The 17,133-nt window shown below is 59.1% G+C and carries 6 protein-coding genes; all 6 read left to right on the top strand.

Going from position 1 to position 17,133, the window contains the following annotated elements; genetic code table 11:
• Nucleotides 1–97 precede the first annotated feature (97 nt).
• The 6 genes from JEM67_RS23615 to JEM67_RS23590 all read left to right on the top strand — a co-directional run bounded on the left by JEM67_RS23615 (nt 98) and on the right by JEM67_RS23590 (nt 17,100).
• Complete coding sequence (locus JEM67_RS23615) at nt 98–6,883, top strand: SDR family NAD(P)-dependent oxidoreductase (protein WP_426406337.1); 6,786 nt, start codon at nt 98–100, stop codon at nt 6,881–6,883.
• An 82-nt stretch (nt 6,884–6,965) separates the two neighbouring features.
• Complete coding sequence (locus tag JEM67_RS23610; protein WP_199639465.1) at nt 6,966–11,216, top strand: beta-ketoacyl synthase N-terminal-like domain-containing protein; 4,251 nt, start codon at nt 6,966–6,968, stop codon at nt 11,214–11,216.
• Nucleotides 11,213–14,245, top strand: coding sequence for a PfaD family polyunsaturated fatty acid/polyketide biosynthesis protein (locus JEM67_RS23605; protein WP_199639467.1), 3,033 nt, complete (start codon nt 11,213–11,215; stop codon nt 14,243–14,245). Before JEM67_RS23610 ends, JEM67_RS23605 begins: the two co-directional genes overlap by 4 nt.
• On the top strand, nt 14,242–15,009 hold the full coding sequence (locus JEM67_RS23600; RefSeq protein ID WP_013814523.1) for an SDR family NAD(P)-dependent oxidoreductase: 768 nt from the start codon (nt 14,242–14,244) through the stop codon (nt 15,007–15,009). The genes JEM67_RS23605 and JEM67_RS23600 overlap by 4 nt, the downstream gene beginning before the upstream one ends.
• Nucleotides 15,010–15,054: 45 nt before the next feature.
• Nucleotides 15,055–16,287, top strand: a complete 1,233-nt coding sequence (locus JEM67_RS23595; RefSeq protein ID WP_013814522.1) for a thioester reductase domain-containing protein — start codon at nt 15,055–15,057, stop codon at nt 16,285–16,287.
• Nucleotides 16,288–16,320: 33 nt separating this feature from the next.
• Entirely contained in the window at nt 16,321–17,100 is a 780-nt protein-coding gene (locus JEM67_RS23590) for an amidohydrolase (protein ID WP_199639469.1), read from the top strand.
• The last annotated feature ends 33 nt before the right edge of the window (nt 17,101–17,133 follow it).

Below are 17,133 nucleotides of genomic sequence, written 5' to 3'. Positions count from 1 at the left end.
AAAGCTTCATTCACTTTATTGAAATAAAACAGCGCTTATTCCGCTGCCAATAATGGCAGCGATTGTACTGTGCCCGTAAGAAAATTATGGGCGGGACATGGGGTCCATTCATCTGAATCGCGAGGAATATATGTCAGAGACATATCTAACGCATGGTCAGAAAACACATGGCGATATTGCTATTGTCGGCATGGCCAGTCATTTTCCTGATGCATCTAACCTGCATGAATTCTGGGAAAACATTACCAATAAATGTGATTCGCTAACGGATATCAGTTCAATGTCCGACGCTGCATATTGGCGCAAAGAGGATTTCTACGATCCGGATGCGACGGCTGCGGATAAAACCTACGGCCATAAAGCGGGCTTCGTTCCCGCTATTGAATTTGATCCGGTCGCATTTAAGATCCCGCCCGCCATTATGGACTCCATCAGCACCGCCCAACTTTTCTCGCTCTATATGGCAAGGCAGGTGATGCAGGATGCAGGGCTGGTGGATAAAAAAGACGCTCAGGTTGATCGCGACCGTATCGGCGTCATTCTGGGGGGAGGAGGCAACGGCAATACCTCGTTCTCGCTGGCGGCGCGTCAGCAGGCCCCTTATCTGCGAGAAATCATGATCAAATCCGGCCTTTCCACGGAAGTGGCCGACGATGTGATCGCCCGTGCGCATGAACTCTACCTGGAGTGGAACGAAGACAGTTTTCCCGGTTTTCTGGGGAATGTCGCCTGTGGACGCATCGCCAGCTATTTTGATCTTGGCGGCACGTCATACATGGTCGACGCTGCCTGCGCCAGCAGCCTGGCGGCGATCAAGGCGGCGATAGGCGAGCTGAATTCCGGCAGCTGCGATGCGGTATTAACCGGTGGCGTTAATCTTGAAAACTCGGCCTTCTCGTTTCTTTGCTTCAGCAAAACGCCCGCGCTTTCAAAAAGCAATCGTTCACGTCCGTTTGATCGCGACTCCGACGGCATCATGCTCGGCGATGGTGTTGGGCTGCTTGTGTTGAAGCGGCTTGAAGATGCCGAACTGGCTGGCGATCGCATCTATGCGGTAATCAAATCTCTTGAAGCCTCCAGCGATGGTCGGGCAAAAAGTATTTTCGCTCCACGCTACGAGGGGCAAATCAAGGCGCTTAAGCGCGCCTATGCCAGCGCGGGTATCCTGCCTGGCGATATTCAACTGATTGAGGCGCATGGAACGGGTACGGCATCCGGCGATGGCACCGAACTCAAGAGCCTGCGCGCGGTATTTGACGAGTATCGTCTGCCGGCGCATTCGATTGCCGTCGGCAGCGTAAAATCTCAGATCGGGCACACCCGTTGCGCGGCGGGCGCGGCCTCCATGATTAAAGTGGCGTTGGCGTTGCACCACAAAGTGCTGCCGCCCTCCATTAATGTCCAGCAGCCGATGGAAGCGCTGAGCGTTGAAGATAGCCCGTTTTATCTCAACAGCGAGACGCGGCCCTGGCTGCGTCCGCTTGACGATTCGCCGCGTCGCGCTGCGTTAAGCGCCTTTGGTTTCGGCGGCACTAATTTCCACGCCATTCTCGAAGAGTACGAACAGGATGCGCACGGCGCTTACCGGCTGAACGAATCGACCTACACCCTGTTGTTCAGCGGCGATAATGCCGACCAGCTTTTGCAGCGTTGTGAAACGGCGCTGGAGAGCTTCAGTACCGGCTCGGCCGCGCGGGCTTTGCGACAGCATCTTGCCGCCCAGGATATCAACACGCTGGAAGCGCATCAGGCACGTTTGTTGCTGGTTGCTACCTCGGCCGAGCATGCCGGGCAACTGTTGCAAACCGCCGTAAAACAGCTGCGAAATAACCAGGACAAGGGCTGGGAGCACCCGCAAGGCATCTATTTCCAGCCGGAAGGGAAGGCTCTGAGCGGCAAAGTCGTGGCGCTTTTCCCGGGGCAGGGATCGCAGTATGTCAACATGGGGCGTGAGGTCGCCATCGATTATCCAGAGATGCGCCAGGCGCTGGAAACTTTGGATAAATTTGCCGCTGATGTGCGCGGTCATGGCCTGTCAGACATTGTATATCCGACCCCCGCATTTTCGGATGCCGAACGCGACGCGCAGCGGGAGCGTTTGACGGATACCGCCAACGCGCAGCCGGCCATTGGTGCGGTTAGCGCGGGTTATTACGCTATTTTGAAATCCAACGGCTTTACGCCCGATTTCGTCGCGGGCCATAGCTACGGCGAAGTGACCGCGCTATGGGCTGCGGGCGCGCTTTGCGATGCGGACTTTTATCGCGCCTCGCTGGCTCGCGGTATGGCGGCAGCTTCGGCCGTCGCGCAAAACGAGGGCGACGGCGGTGCCATGCTGGCTGCCGCCCTGACGGTTGAAGCATGTGAAAAGCTGCTGGTACGCTATCCCGATATCGTGCTGGCTAACGACAACTCACCGGCCCAGGTGGTCTTGGGCGGTGCCACGGCGCGCATCCAGGCGCTGTACGACGAACTGAAAGCCGGCGATGTTCAGTGCCGTATTTTACCGGTCTCCGCCGCGTTCCATACGCCCTTCCTGCAGGCTGCCTGTGCGCCATTCCTGGAAAGTCTGTCATCCATCCGCTTCGACACGGCGCACTGCACCGCTTTCTCAAGCGCATCTGCGGCACCTTGGCCTGCTGACACCGCAACATACGCGGAAACCCTGGCCCAGCAGATGGTCATGCCGGTTCGTTTCCGGGAAACCATTGAAGCCCTTTATCAGCGCGGCGGACGGCTGTTTGTTGAAATCGGGCCGAAAGGGGTGCTGGGAAAACTGGTGGCAGACATCCTGAAAGGACGTGAGCACACGCTGATCTCACTGAATACCGGCGATTCGGGAGACGATCGCCTTCAGTTGGCCCGTGCCCAGGCTCGGTTATTGGCCGAGGGGGTCAAGCTGAACGCCCTGGATCGCTACGTGCGCCCGGCTCCAGAGCAGGGTGATCTTACCGGACGTTTGAGTTGCCGTTTGAACGGCGGCTTTTACCTGTCAGAAAAAAACCAGCGTCGGCGGCAGCACGCGCTTCGTGAAGGTGATACCGAAGTGGTCGAGCGCTTCATCCGTGCGCGACAGGGGGCAGCGATGCCCGTTGCAACCGTGACCGCAGCACCCGTGACCGCAGCGGCGAAAGTGCAGCCTACCGTAGCGCCCCTGCCTGCCACGGCATCACCCCTGTTTCAATCCACCAAATCCAACACGTCGGAAGCCCTTCACAAGCGAGATCAAGCTATGGAACAGATTAATCAGCGAGTTGAAAGTAACGATAACACCCCGTTGAATGGGGTTCTGCAGGCTCAGCAGGTTATGAGCCAACTGCATCAGCAGTTCCAGACCAATCAAAAAGAGTATATTCAGCTACTGGACTCGCTGCTGAATAAGCAGTACGCGCTGCTGGAAAACTTCCGCGATCACCACAACTTACCGACGATCCTTGCCAGCCTTGGGCAAAGCGTGCAACTGCTGGATAAAAATCTGGAGTTGTATCACAGCAACCATGAGCGCTATTTCTCGACTCAACAAAGTCTGTTCCAACCGGGCCAGGCGCCGATGCCGGTTGCGCCTCGCGCGCTGAACACGCCGGTGCAGGCTTACCCTCAGGCCGCCGTAGTGTCCGTGTCGCCTGTCGCAGCACCTGTTCATCCTGTCGCTGCGCCGGTCAGCCTCTCGGCACCGCGTCCTTCAGTCCCTGAAATGCCTGCCGTAGCTAAGGCAGCGCCGGCGCCTGCACCGTCAGCACCGCAGGCGGCGAAACCGACCGCCAGCCCAATGTCTCCGGACGTTGAAGCGCAGCTTTCCCGCTTTGCCAGCATCACGGAGGCTGAAATCACGGCGCGGCTGGTCACCATTGTCAGCGACCGCACCGGCTATCCGCAGGACATGATAGACGCGAACATGGATCTGGAAGCCGATCTCGGCATTGACTCCATCAAGCGCCTGGAAATTTTCGGTGCCATGTTTGACGCCTTCTCCGCCGATGCCGGCATCTACCACGACGCGTCGAAAAATAAGGACCTGGAGACTTTCGACATCGAGGCACTGAGCAATGTTCACAAAATGTCGTTGTTCTTCAAAGAGATGATTGATGAAATCATTGCCGATATCCGTCGCAAGCAGGGCTTGGATGAAGGGGAAGAAACGCCGGATACCGCGTCCTCTAAAGACTTCTTTACTGAAGATAATCAGCGCGAAAGCGAGGCGGAGTTGCCTGCGGATGCGTTACGCGCTTCCGAAGATATCGGTGGCGACGCCAAACTGCGCACGCTCGGCTTTGTCACCTCTACGGTAGATGTCGCAGAGGTTGAATCGGCAAAAAAGTCTTCAACTGAATCGCAGCAGTATGTGGCGCCTGCGGTTCAGTCTGCAACAGAAGAAACAGTAAGCGTAAAGCCGCATACACAACGTTTTAGCGTGACTTCGCAGCCTCTGCCGACGCCGGATTGCGATACGCAGACTTTTGCCGTCAAACGTCACTGGCTGATTGTCGATGAAGGAAAAACGCTCATCGATGACGTAACGAAACAGCTGACGCAACTGGGACAGACGGTCTCGGTGCTGGCGCTGCATTCGGCAGCCGCCAAAAATAAAAAGCAGGGGAAAACGTCGCACGTCTACAGCCTCGCTCATCCGAATGAGGCGACGCTGGACACCGCCATCACGGAAATTGAGCAGGCTCGCGGCGCGTTAGACGGCGTGATCTGGCTGCAGGCCACGCGCGAAAAAGTGAAAAAGGTTACCGACGTTTTCAGCGCCAATGGCTACCGTTCGCTGGAAACCGCCTTCCTGCTGGCGAAGCGGCTGCAGGAGAGCCTGAACCGCGGTGAACAGCACCCAGGCTGGTTCTTTGTGGTCACTCGCGGTGACGGTCAGCTGTCCCTTTCAAGGGCAGGCGGTCTCTCCGCCATGCTCCCGGCAGGCATTAGCGGGCTGACCAAATCACTGAATATTGAGTGGAAAACGGCATTTTGCCGCACGCTTGATATTGACGCCGGGCTGAAAAGCGGCGAGGCGGTGAGCATTCTGCTGGAGGAACTCCAGGATGCGCGCCGCGATCTGGCGGAGGTCGGGCGCAGTGCTCAAGGCGAACGGATGACGCTGGCTTTGAGCGCAGCGCCGACGGAGAACGAAGAGACGCCGCCCGACGTTAGCGAGCGGGATGTGCTGGTGGTCACCGGCGGCGCACGCGGGATAACCGCAAAATGCGTGATTGAACTGGCGCAGCGCAGCCAGGCTCATTTTATCTTGCTTGGCCGCACCGACATCAATGCACCGTTGCCGGCGTGGGCGCAGGGCACAGCCACGGTAGCGGAACGCAAGGCTGCGGCGATAGCCCAACTGCAATCTGAGGGGGTGCAGCCAACGCCGGTAAAAATCGACGCCATGCTGAGCGGCTTGCTGCATAGCGACGAAATCAACGCCACCCTGCACCAGATTGCTCAGGCGGGCGGAGAGGCGATTTATCGCCACTGCGATATTACCGATGCGCAACAGGTTGCGGCGGTACTGAACGAGGCGCAGCAGGCTGTCGGTCCCATCACCGGCATTATCCACGGTGCGGGCAACCTGGCCGACAAGCGCATTGAGAAAAAAACGCTGGGTGATTTACGTTCCGTGTTTGACGTGAAGGTCAGAGGGCTGGAAAACCTCTGCCGCGCGCTGGATATCACCGGGCTAAGGCACGTGATGCTGTTCTCTTCCGTGTCAGGCTTCTTTGGCAACGCCGGCCAAACGGATTACGCGATGGCCAACGAGACGCTGAACAAGTTTGCATGGCTACCGCTGCAGGCGGAGGGGCAACCGACAGTGCGCGCCATCAATTGGGGCCCGTGGGACGGCGGTATGGTGAACGATACGCTGAAGCGCGCCTACGATACCCATAACATGGTGATCATTCCGCTGGAGACCGGCACTGAATTGTTTGTGCGCGAGTTCACGGACGCGGCGCATCCGCAGGTCATCATCGGCGGAGACAACTATCGTGCGAAACGACGCTTGACGGCGCCTGCGGAACGGTACGAAGTCACGCGCCTGCTCCAGCCGCAGAACAATCCGTTTTTGCAACATCACGTGATCAACGATAACCCCGTGTTGCCTGCCACCGCAGCCATCGCGTGGATGACGCGCGTCTGCGAAGAGCGGTTCCCCGGCTATCAATTGCAGCGAGTCAGCCACTTTACCGTCCTGAAAGGCATCGTGTTCGACGGCAACGAAGCGGAGCGTTATCGCGTGAGCATGACGCCTCATGCCGGCGACAGGCCTGACGACGATCATCTGGCCGTCGATCTGATCATCAGCAGCCAGCAGGAGATGAAGCACTATCAGGCCACGCTGTTGCTCGCCCTGCAGGGAAGAGAAGCGCAGTTTGCAGAATTGCACGGGGATCTCGACGTCGCGATCCCGCTGGCGGTACCGCTTTATGGCGATATGACGCAGGGCGCGCAGCTGTTTCACGGTAACGCTTTCCGCGGCATTCAGCAGGTGGTGCACATCGATGAGCAGAGTCTGATCCTTAAATGTCGCTTACCGTCGCTGGAGGCCCAGGAGCAGGGACAGTTCCCGGCCAACTCCTTCAACCTGTTTATCAACGATGTCGGTCTTCAACTGCCGCTGCTGTGGTTGATGCAGCAATCGGACAAGGCGGGGCTGCCTGCGGCGATAGGGGCTATCGAGCAATATTCGCCGCTGGATTTTGACCAGACATTCTACGCCTCCATGCGCATTACCAGTCAGACGGCAACCCTGCTGCTGGCGGATATCACTTTGCACGACAAACTGGGCAATGTTTATAGCCGGTTTGAAAAAGTGAAATTCACCGTCTCCACCACGCTTCGGTCGCTGTTTACCTGCACCGACGACGCGCTGGAAAAAAAAGAGCACCGCTAAACGGCGCGCTTAACCGCTGACGATGTTCATCCGGGCGCGGTTAAGCGCCCGGCAACAGGCTTATGTTCAGGAGTGGCTGGTAATGGAAAATATTGCGATCGTGGGGTTGGGCTGCCTGTTTCCGGGGGCGGATTCCACGGAGAAATACTGGGAGAATTTGATTCAGTGCCGGGACTGCGCCTCGCCGCTTTCCGCTGCGGAAACCGGCATCGACCCTGCGGTCTATTACCATCCGGTGGCGGGAACGGCGGATAAAATCGGCTATAACCGCAATGGGCACATCCGCGATTTTCACTTTGATACCTCCGGCTACGCGTTACCGGCGCAAGAGCTGGAGACGTTGGATAACTTGTTCAAGTGGACCCTGCACGCCGCAGCGCAGGCGTTAAACGATAGCGGCTATCGCGGGCAGCCGCAGACGCTGGCAAAAACCGGCCTGCTTATTGGCAACATCGGCATGCCGACGCACAGCGGCAAGCGGCTGATGAGCCGCTTTTATCACCAGATGCTGACTCCCTATCTGCGTCAGTTGCTGGGTCGGGACGATTTTGCATTCGACCGCGTCTGGCCTGAAGAGACGCTGTCCGACTTGAACCTTATCACTGGCGGCCATAATGCCACCGTCGCCGCCCAGGCGCTGGGGTTGCAGGGGCCGAGCTACGCGTTGGATGCGGCCTGCTCTTCTGCGTTCTACGCCATCAAAATGGCCAGTGATTACCTTGCCAGCGGCAAAGCCGACATGATGTTGGCGGGTGCGGTGTGCCATGCCGACCACATCTATATCGATCACGGTTTCAATGTGTTGCAGGCGTTTCCGCAGAAAGGGCAGTCGATCCCCTTTGACCGCACGTCGGAAGGCTTGAAGGCGGGAGAGGGCGCAGGCGTGATCGCCATGAAACGCTACGCTGACGCCATTCGCGATAACGATAAAATTTACGGCGTTATCGAGGCGGTCGGTCTCTCCAACGATGCAGGCAGCCGTCATATGCTGGTGCCCGACAGCAACGGACAACAGCTGGCGCTGACACGCGCCTATGGCAAGACCGAGCCGGATATCGATTATCTGGAGTGCCATGCTACGGGCACGCCGGTGGGCGATCAGATCGAGCTGGCGGCAATGGAAGCCTTCTTCGCGCAGGCGCCGACACGCCCTCTGCTTGGCGCCAACAAAGGGATCAACGGCCATATGCTTACGGCCTCCGGCATGGGCAGCCTGTTCAAAGTGATCCTCGCCATGCAGCACAATCTCATCCCGCCTACGCCTGGCGTGCAGCAACTGGTTAACACGCCCGCCGGCCAACTCGGCCTGGAGGATGTGGTCCGCGAGGCCCGCTCCTGGCCGCAGCGCGATCGGCAGAAACGCGCCGGCATCAACGCCTTCGGTTTCGGCGGCGTCAACGCCCATCTGGTGCTGAGCGAGGATCACCCTGCGTTGCGTGCGGCGCTGCCGCAAGCTGCAGAGCCATTAAAAGCAGAGCCGCTGGCGCTGGTCGGCATCGGCGTACACGCCGCCGATACCGAGGATACGCTAAGTCTCGATCGCACCTTCCGCGAGGGCAGGCAACATCAGCGCCCACTGCCCGCTACGCGCTGGTTGGGCGTAGAGCGCCAGCAGGATCTGCTGGCCACGCGCGGCATCGAACAGATTCCGCAGGGGGCTTGGATCGAGACGTTTGAATTTGACTGTAAACGCTTCCGGCTGCCGCCAAATGTGGTCGGTCCTCATCTGCTTTCGCATCTGTTTCTTCTGCCGGTGGCGGAACGCGCTTTTCTCGACGCGGGTTATGCCCTGGATGGCACGCGCCGTAATCTGGCCGTGATTGTCGCAGGCGGGGTGGATTACAGCTGCTTGCGTTATCAGGCACGTAACGAGATTAGCTGGCAGCTTGAACAGAGTCTGCGCAGCCAGGGCATTGCGCTGAGCGAAGAGGATCTTCAGGCATTGCAGAATGTCGTGAAGGACAGCCTGTTCCCGGCGCCTTACCCCGAAGGTATCACCGGTGGCATCGGTAATGTGGTCGCCAGCCGGCTGGCTGCCCATTTGCACCTGAACGGACCGGCGTTCTCCCTTTACAGCGAAGAAAACGCCGCGTTTAAGGCCATTGAACTGGCGCAGTTCCTGCTGGCGCGCCACGAGGTCGAGGGCGTGCTGATTGCCAGTTGCAGCTTTGGCGGCGCGCTGGAGAATGTGCTGTGGGATCATCAATCCGTGCAGGCGAACCAGACGCCGGGCGATGGCGGCAGCGTGGTGGTCGTGCGCCGCGAGCAGGATGCGCAGCAGGCAGGAACGCCGATTTACGCCGTTATCGACGGGCTGGCCGTTGGGCACGAATTGAGCCCGGCGCTGGCGTACACCGCCAGCCGCCAGGGGATTGCCGATAGCGCCAGCCGCGCATTGCAGGCCGCCGGCTGTAGCGCGACGGATGTCGACTACCTCGAACTTTATTCCGGAGCACGCCCGGGGGAGATGGAAACGGAACTGGCCGCGCTGGCCAGCGTCTATGCCACGCCGGAACGGCAGGCACCCGTGACGGTGGGAACGCTGAAGGCGCACTATGGCCATCTCGCCGCCGCTGCGGGGTTGCTGGGGATCGTGAAATGCGCGTTGCAGTTGTCGCAGCGCTATCTGCCCGCGGTGCCCGTGTTCAACCAGCACTCCTCGTTGGCGAAGCAGGCAGACGGACGCTTTAGACTGCCGCAGCAGACGCAGGAATGGGCGCAGCCGAGGGGCGCTTTGCGTCGCGCGGCGGTCAACCATATCGGCATCGATCGCGCCTGTAGCCATCTGTTATTACGCGAGCCGCTGAGCGGGCCTTGCGCGCAGCCGGCCGCAGCGAACTCCGCATCGAGCGGCGGGCTGACGGTAACCGTCTATACCGGGCGGGAGAAGCCGCTGGGCGAGTTCATCATCAATGCGGATACGCTGGCGCGTTTTGCGCCGAGCAGCCCAACGCAGACGCCGGCCGGGAATATCCTGGCGAACAACATTGCCCTGCACCATCTGACGCGCCATGCGCAGACGCATCTGCATTACCTGCATGTTCAGCAAAATTACTATCATCTGATCCGCCAACTGCTGGCGGGGCAAGACCCGGTCGCTGCGCCGCTGTTTAATGAGGAGCAGGTGATCGAGCTGACGGATGGGCTGGTGAGCAACGTCCTGGGGCAAGACTACGCGGGGGTGGATCAGTATCCGGTACGTACCCGAATGCCGTCGCCGCCCTACCTGTTTGTCTCCCGCATTACCGCCCTGAGCGCGAAAAAGGATCGGTTGGAACCCTGCTTTATCGAATGGGAATACGATATTGCGCCGGACGCCTGGTTCCTGGTCGACGGCAAAACGCCCCCCTTCGTCGCGCTGGAGTCCTCGCATGCCATGATTGTCGCCTTCACCGTTATCGGTTGCGATCACCTGTTCAAAGGGCAGCTTTGCTACCGGGCGGTCGATAGTCAGACCACGGTCTACAGCGAAATGCCGCGTGCGGGCGAAATGTTGCGCGGGCGGGTAAATATCACCTCCTTTGTCAGGGCCGGCGGCGTGGCGCTGATTGCTTATGAATACTTCTGCTACGTCGGCGATCGGCTGGTGTTTAAGCTGGTCGCCAACTCGGGCTTCTTCGGCAAGCGCGAAATCGCCAACGCGCGGCAGATTGATACTACCGGCTATTTCGCGCGCGCCGCGCAGGCGCGACCTTTTACGCCGCTGTTGCATTGCGAGCGCCGCGAATTTGATGACGCTGCGCTTGATGCTCTGATCCGCGGGGACGTCGCCGCCTGTTTTGGCCCGCACTACGCGGGGCATGCGGCAGGCACGCTGTGCGCACCCGATGCACGCATGCTGAACCGGGTCACATCGATCGATCCTCGCGGCGGTGCCTGGGGGCTGGGTGAGGCGATGGGCGAAGTGGATATCGATCCCGATCACTGGGTGTTCCGCGCTCACTTCAAGAATGACCCGGTGATGCCGGGCACCTTCCTTGTGGAGGGGTGTGAACAACTGGTGAAATTCTTCCTTTATTACCTCGGCCTGAATGCCAGCCCTGACCTGGTGGCGCATACGCTGTGTCACCACCAGTACAGCGCCAAGTTCCGCGGTGAAGTGAAATGCGAACGCGACGTGCTGCGCTACCGGCTGACCTGCAAGTCAATTGATGCGCGCTGGCGGCCCGACGGCAAAACGCCTGATGCCATCGCGTTGGTTTTTATCGTGGAAATTCTCTATCGCGGCAGCGTAATCGGCCTGTGCGATAACCTTGGCGCGGGCTACACGCACCGCCTTTCTCAAGACGCCAGCGCCCTGACGGCGCTTCAGACACAGGAAGTTTCATCATGAGCCCGCGTTTCTCCGTCAATCATTCGGGCGGTAAACGCCCGTTCGATGCCCTGCCGCTGGTGGCAGGTTCAGCCGCGCTTTATGACCTCGGGCAAGCCTTACAGGTAGTTCAGTCAGGCGATGAGGCGCACCTCTGCGCCGTGGGCGAGGCGTTACCCTCGGCAGAAGCAAAGCCGATCGGCACCTTGCCTGCGGTAACGGAAGCGGAATTGGGTGACGGCAGCTTCTGCCGCGACTATGGCGTACGCATGGCTTACTACGCCGGCGCGATGGCGAACGGTATCCATTCGGAGGCGATGGCTATCGCGTTGGGGCAGCAAAAAATTCTGGGGATTTTCGGCGCGGGGGGGCTCGATATTCCTCGCATTGCCCAGGCCATAGCCACCCTGCGTCAGCATCTGCCCGATGGGCCTTTTGGCATTAACCTGCTGCATAACCCCGGCAACCCAGCCTGGGAAATGGCCTGCGTACAGCTTTGCCTTGAGCATCAGGTGACGATTGTGGAGGCCTCTGCCTATATCAACCTCAGTCCAGCGCTGGTCTGCTACCGTGCCTGCGGCCTGACGCGTGGGCGCGACGGCACCATTGCGCGCCGCAACCGCATTATCGCCAAGGTCTCGCGTCGCGAGGTGGCGCAATGTTTTCTGCGGCCGGCGCCGGAAAATATCCTGAAAAAGCTGCTTGCCGACAACCTGATCAATGCCGAACAGGCTGAGCTGGCGCGTCAGGTGCCGATGGCGGACGACATTACCGTGGAGGGGGATTCTGGCGGCCATACCGACCAGGGCACGCTCGCCTGCATATTCCGCTCAGTGGTTCAGCTGCGAGACGACATTGAACGCGAATCGGGTCATCGCCATCGGGTGCGCATCGGCGCGGCCGGCGGCATCGGCACGCCGCACGCGGTGCGGGCCGCGTTCGCCCTCGGGGCCGCGTATGTAGTGACCGGTTCGATAAACCAGGCCTGCGTAGAAGCAGGCACGTCCGACGCGGCCAAACAGATGCTGGGACGAGTGCGCATCGGCGATGTGGCGACCGCGCCTTCTGCCGACATGTTTGAGATGGGCGCCAAAGTTCAGGTGCTTAAACAGGGCAGCATGTACCCGGTACGCGCGCAGAAACTCTATGCGCTCTACAAGCAGTATGAGGGGCTGGCTGCGCTGCCCGCCGACGACGTCGCCCAACTGGAAAAACAGATTTTTCGTCAACCGCTGGCCAACGTCTGGCAGGAAACCGTGGCGTATTTTCAGCGCTGCGGCCGCCCGGAGGTCATTGAGAAGGCGTTGCAGCAGCCAAAGAAACAGATGGCGCTGGTGTTCCAATGGTATCTCGGACAGTCCTCGCGCTGGGCAATCCAGGGCGAAGCCGGTCGCGAAATGGATTATCAGATCTGGTGTGGCTCGGCGATGGGGGCCATGAACGAATGGCTACAGGGCACACCGCTGGAAGATCCGGCCCAGCGTCACGTCGCGGAACTGGCGCATTTGCTGATGAGCGGCGCGGCCTGGCTGACGCGCACCGCGCTGCTGGAACTGATGCACATCGCGCTGCCCGACACGCTCGGACGCTATTCCCCCTTTAACCTGACGGTCGGCAGCGAGAGCCAGCCCGCCAGGCAGTCGCTGTCTATCCTTTCATCTTCCTGTAAACAAACGGAGAACGCACAGAATATGGACGCATCAACCAAGTTGTCCCTGGATGTATCGAAGAATTTTTATAAAAAATGCTGGGATCTGCTGCCCGGCGGCACGCATTACAACTTTGGCGATCCCGAACGACCGCTGGTGATCCCGTTCAATCGGGGGCGTAATTCGCGCGTCTGGGATCTGGACGGCAATGAACATCTCGATCTGTTCTGCAAGTTTGGCGCGCTTTTCGTTGGCCACCACAATGAAGCCTACAACGCGGCTCTGATGGATTACATGGGCAAAGTCACCTCGGTGGACACGTGCGATCTGGAGGTCGAGGTTTGCGAAACGCTGGTGAAACATATTCCCAGCGCGGAGATGGTGCGCTTCTGCCTGAGCGGTACCGAAGCGGTACAAAACGCATTGCGTCTGGCGCGCGGCTTCACCGGTAAAAACCGCTTTATCCGCTTCCACGGCCATTATCACGGCAACGCCGACAATATTATGGGGTGGCGTAAAAAACAGGATTTGAGTTACCCGGTACCGGAGCAGTTCAAAGGCGATCTGCTGGACACCTGGGGCCGTGCGACCGGGGCGATTGCCGATCAATCCTTTATGCTGCCGTGGAACGATATCGAGGTGCTGACCGCCACCATCGAGCGCTATCACGATGAGATTGCCGCCGTGTTGATGGAGCCGATCTGCATCAACGGCGGCGGTATTTTCCCGCGTGAAGGCTATCTGGAAAAAGCCAAGGCATTGTGTGAAAAGTACAATATCGTCCTGATTTTTGACGAGATCATTACCGGCGTGCGTCTTGGCCTGGGCGGCGCGCAACAGCTGCTGGGCGTCACGCCGCATCTCTCGACTTTCGGTAAAGCGCTGGGCGGCGGCTCCATGCCGATCTCCGCCATCGTCGGGCGTCGCGACATCATGAACCTGTATACGCGCGGTAAGGTTATCCATGCAGGCACCTTCAACGGTTATCCGCTGGGCCTGGCCGCCATCAAGGCGACCTTCTCGCTGATAGAACAAGATCCCGGCTGTTATGAGCGCATGGCCGGTTTCACCCGCCAGATCTCGAACATCTTCGTTAAAGCCGCCGAGTCGGTAGAGCTGCCGCTGGTGGTTCAGGGGATGCCGACGGCGCTGGTTTACCACTCGCAGAACTCGCCGGTCGATCGTTCCGAAGGGTACAGCGATAAGGTGAAATTCTGCGACATCATCATTCGTGAAATTTCCAAACGCTACGGTATCCAGTTCTCTCCGTTATCGCGTATTTACGCCAACATGCTGATGTCCCAGGACGATGTGCAGTTCTTTGAAGAGCGCATTTATGACGCAATGGCTAATGCGAGAAAAATCATCGACATCACCTTTAAAGAGGGCGTTGACGCATGAGCCATCAGGTCGCCGTGGTGACCGGTGCCGCAGGGGGGTTCGGCACGGCCATCGCCAGGGTGTTGCTGGATATCGGCTACCAGGTCGCCGCCGCAGACGTCAGTGCAGAACGGCTGACGCAACTGGTTGAGCGCCTGGGACACCCGGAAGGGTTGCATACCTTCGTTATGGATGTCACGCAGGAGGATTCCATTGCCCAAGCCGCGCGCGAAATCGAAGCGCGCCTTGGCGCTGCGTTGACCGTGCTGGTGAATAACGCCGGCGTTATCGAACGCAGCTTCTGTCTTTCCGAGCGCGGTCTCAGCGGCGCGGCGCGCGTGCTGAACGTCAACCTGCTGGGCACCTTCAACTGTACCGCCGTGTTCTCCCGTTATATGGCGCGCCTGAAGTACGGGCGCATCATCAATATCGCCTCCATCGCCGGTATCTGGGGCGCTGCCGGCGGATCCGCTTACGCGGCCTCGAAGGCGGGCGTGATCTCGGCTACCGAATCATGGGGGCGTGAACTGGGGCCGCTCAATATCAGCGTCACGGCGGTCGCGCCGGGCATCTGCAAAACCGAAATGCTCGCGCAGTTCGTCGACCCGCACATGATCGATACCCCCGAAGAAGAGAAGATCGTGCGCTCCATCGTGCCGGTAGGGCGATGGGGCACGCCGGAGGATGTGGCGGAGGTTGTTGGCTTCCTCGCCAGCTGTAAAACCAATTACCTCAATACCACGGTGATCCCGCTGGATGGAGGGATGCGTGTCGGCACCCTTTAGCCGTCGCGGGTCAGGCTCATTTAATCGCTTTGTTGAGGGATGAACATGGTCAATGTTAATCAACAGGTAAAAAATATACTGCTTACCGGCGCAACGGGGGTATTGGGCGGCCGTATCCTGCTCGAAATCCTGCTGAGTACCGACGCCTGCGTGTACTGTCTGGTGCGCGCCGCCAGCCCGCAGCAGGCGCTGGAGAGGCTGGAACAACTTCTCTATACCTACGATCCCGAACAGCGCAGCCGGGAACATCTCTGGCGCGTGATCCCTCTTATCGGGGATATCACCCAGCCACGGCTCGGGTTGAACCAGGCGGATTACCAGGAACTGGCAATGGGGATCGATCGCGTTATCCATTGTGCAGCTAACGTCAGCCTGGTGGCGTCGTACGGCAAAATCGCGCCGGTCAACGTCGGCGGTACGCAGAACCTTATTGCGCTGTGTCTGCTGGGCAATGTGCCGCTGCTCTATACCTCAAGCTTCAGCATCGTCGGCGATAAGCTTTACCAAGACGGGTTTACGCTGCAGGAAACGGATTTGGACGTCGGCCAGTCGTTTAATGACATGGACTATGAACGCTCCAAGTTCGAAGCAGAGCAGGCGGTACACGAGGCGGGTAAACGCGGGCTGCGTTGGGTGATCACCCGGCCGGGCAATATCTGGGGCGACAGCGTCAGCGGGCGCTACCCGCTGGTGGAGACCCGAGTGAAGGGCATCTACTACGAGATGATCAAAGCGCTGGTGGAAACCGGCCTGACGTTTAGCTCGCGGGAAGATTTTGATATTACGCCGGTGGATTACGTTGCCCGCGCATCGCTTTGCGCGATAGTGGAAATAGACAGCTTCCAGGGCCGTACGCTCAACCTGACCCATCCCAACCCCATTACCTATGACGATATCGTCGACTTTCTGCGGCAGTACGGCTATCGCATCAGCACGCTGATCAACGCCGATTATTTCGACGCTCTGACCGAGAACCGTCTCTGGTTGCAAGGCAAACCTTATCGCTCCACCTTCACCGATCTGCTGGCGCTGTTCTACTGCGGCAGCGAAATCAGCGAGAAGGCCCGTTACGCCACGCAGTACACCCGTCAGCAGTTGTCGCATGCCGGGATTACCTGCGAGCCATGCGACCGGGCGCTGCTGTTCCGCTACTTCGATTATCTGGTGGAAAGTGGATTTATCGCCGCGCCCGGGCAGCAGGGGCCTGCCGCTGAAATTCGGGAAATCGTGCGTCAGGGCGGCTTCCTGGAGCAACTGTATGACGCCGATCTGCGCTGAAAACATCACACATTATTGAGGGAGGTTAGAGACATGACAGATCAGGATCTGCGCGTCACCTTGGTCCAGAGCGACATTATCTGGGAAGACGCCGAAGGCAATCGCCGCCGTATGGCGGAGCACATCGCCAAGGCCGAAGCCAGCGACATTATTATCCTGCCGGAAATGTTCACCACCGGCTTTTCCATGGCGCCGCGGGGGATCGCGGAAACCATGCAGGGGCCTGGAGTCGCGTGGATGCAGGAGCGTGCCTCTCATTCCGGCAGCGCGTTGGTGGGCAGCATGATCATCACCGAAGAAGGGCGCTTTTATAACCGCTTGCTGTTTGTCACGCCGGACGGCGGCATTGCGCACTACGACAAAAAACACCTTTTCTCTTTTGCCGAAGAGGACCGCGAATATACCGCGGGCGAGGCTCAGTTGGTGGTTAAGCATCGCGGCTGGCGCATTGCGCCTTTTATCTGCTACGACCTGCGCTTTCCCCTCTGGTCACGCAATGCGGACGCTCGCTACGACGTCGCTCTCTATATCGCCAGCTGGCCGGAAAAGCGCGCGGCGCATTGGCAAGCCCTGCTCACCGCGCGGGCGATTGAAAATCAGAGCTACGTGATTGGCGTCAACCGCGTGGGAGAGGACGGTAACCGGCTGCGCTACAACGGCCACTCGATGCTTATCGACCCGCTCGGCGAGGTTCTGATCGATGAGGTGGAGGTGGAAAGCGTGCGCAACGCCACGCTGTCGCGTGAGCATTTGCTGGGCGTCAGGGAGCAATTGCCTTTCCTCAGGGATGCAGACGCGTTTGCGCTGATCTAACCCCTTTTACCGTTACCCCCGTCAAAAAAGCAA

The sequence above is a fragment of the Serratia sp. PAMC26656 genome (assembly GCF_016469055.2).
GTDB classification, from domain to species: Bacteria; Pseudomonadota; Gammaproteobacteria; order Enterobacterales; family Enterobacteriaceae; genus Serratia; species Serratia plymuthica.
Note: the sequence above shows the minus strand (reverse complement) of the source record. Positions and strands in the feature narration are given on the sequence as shown.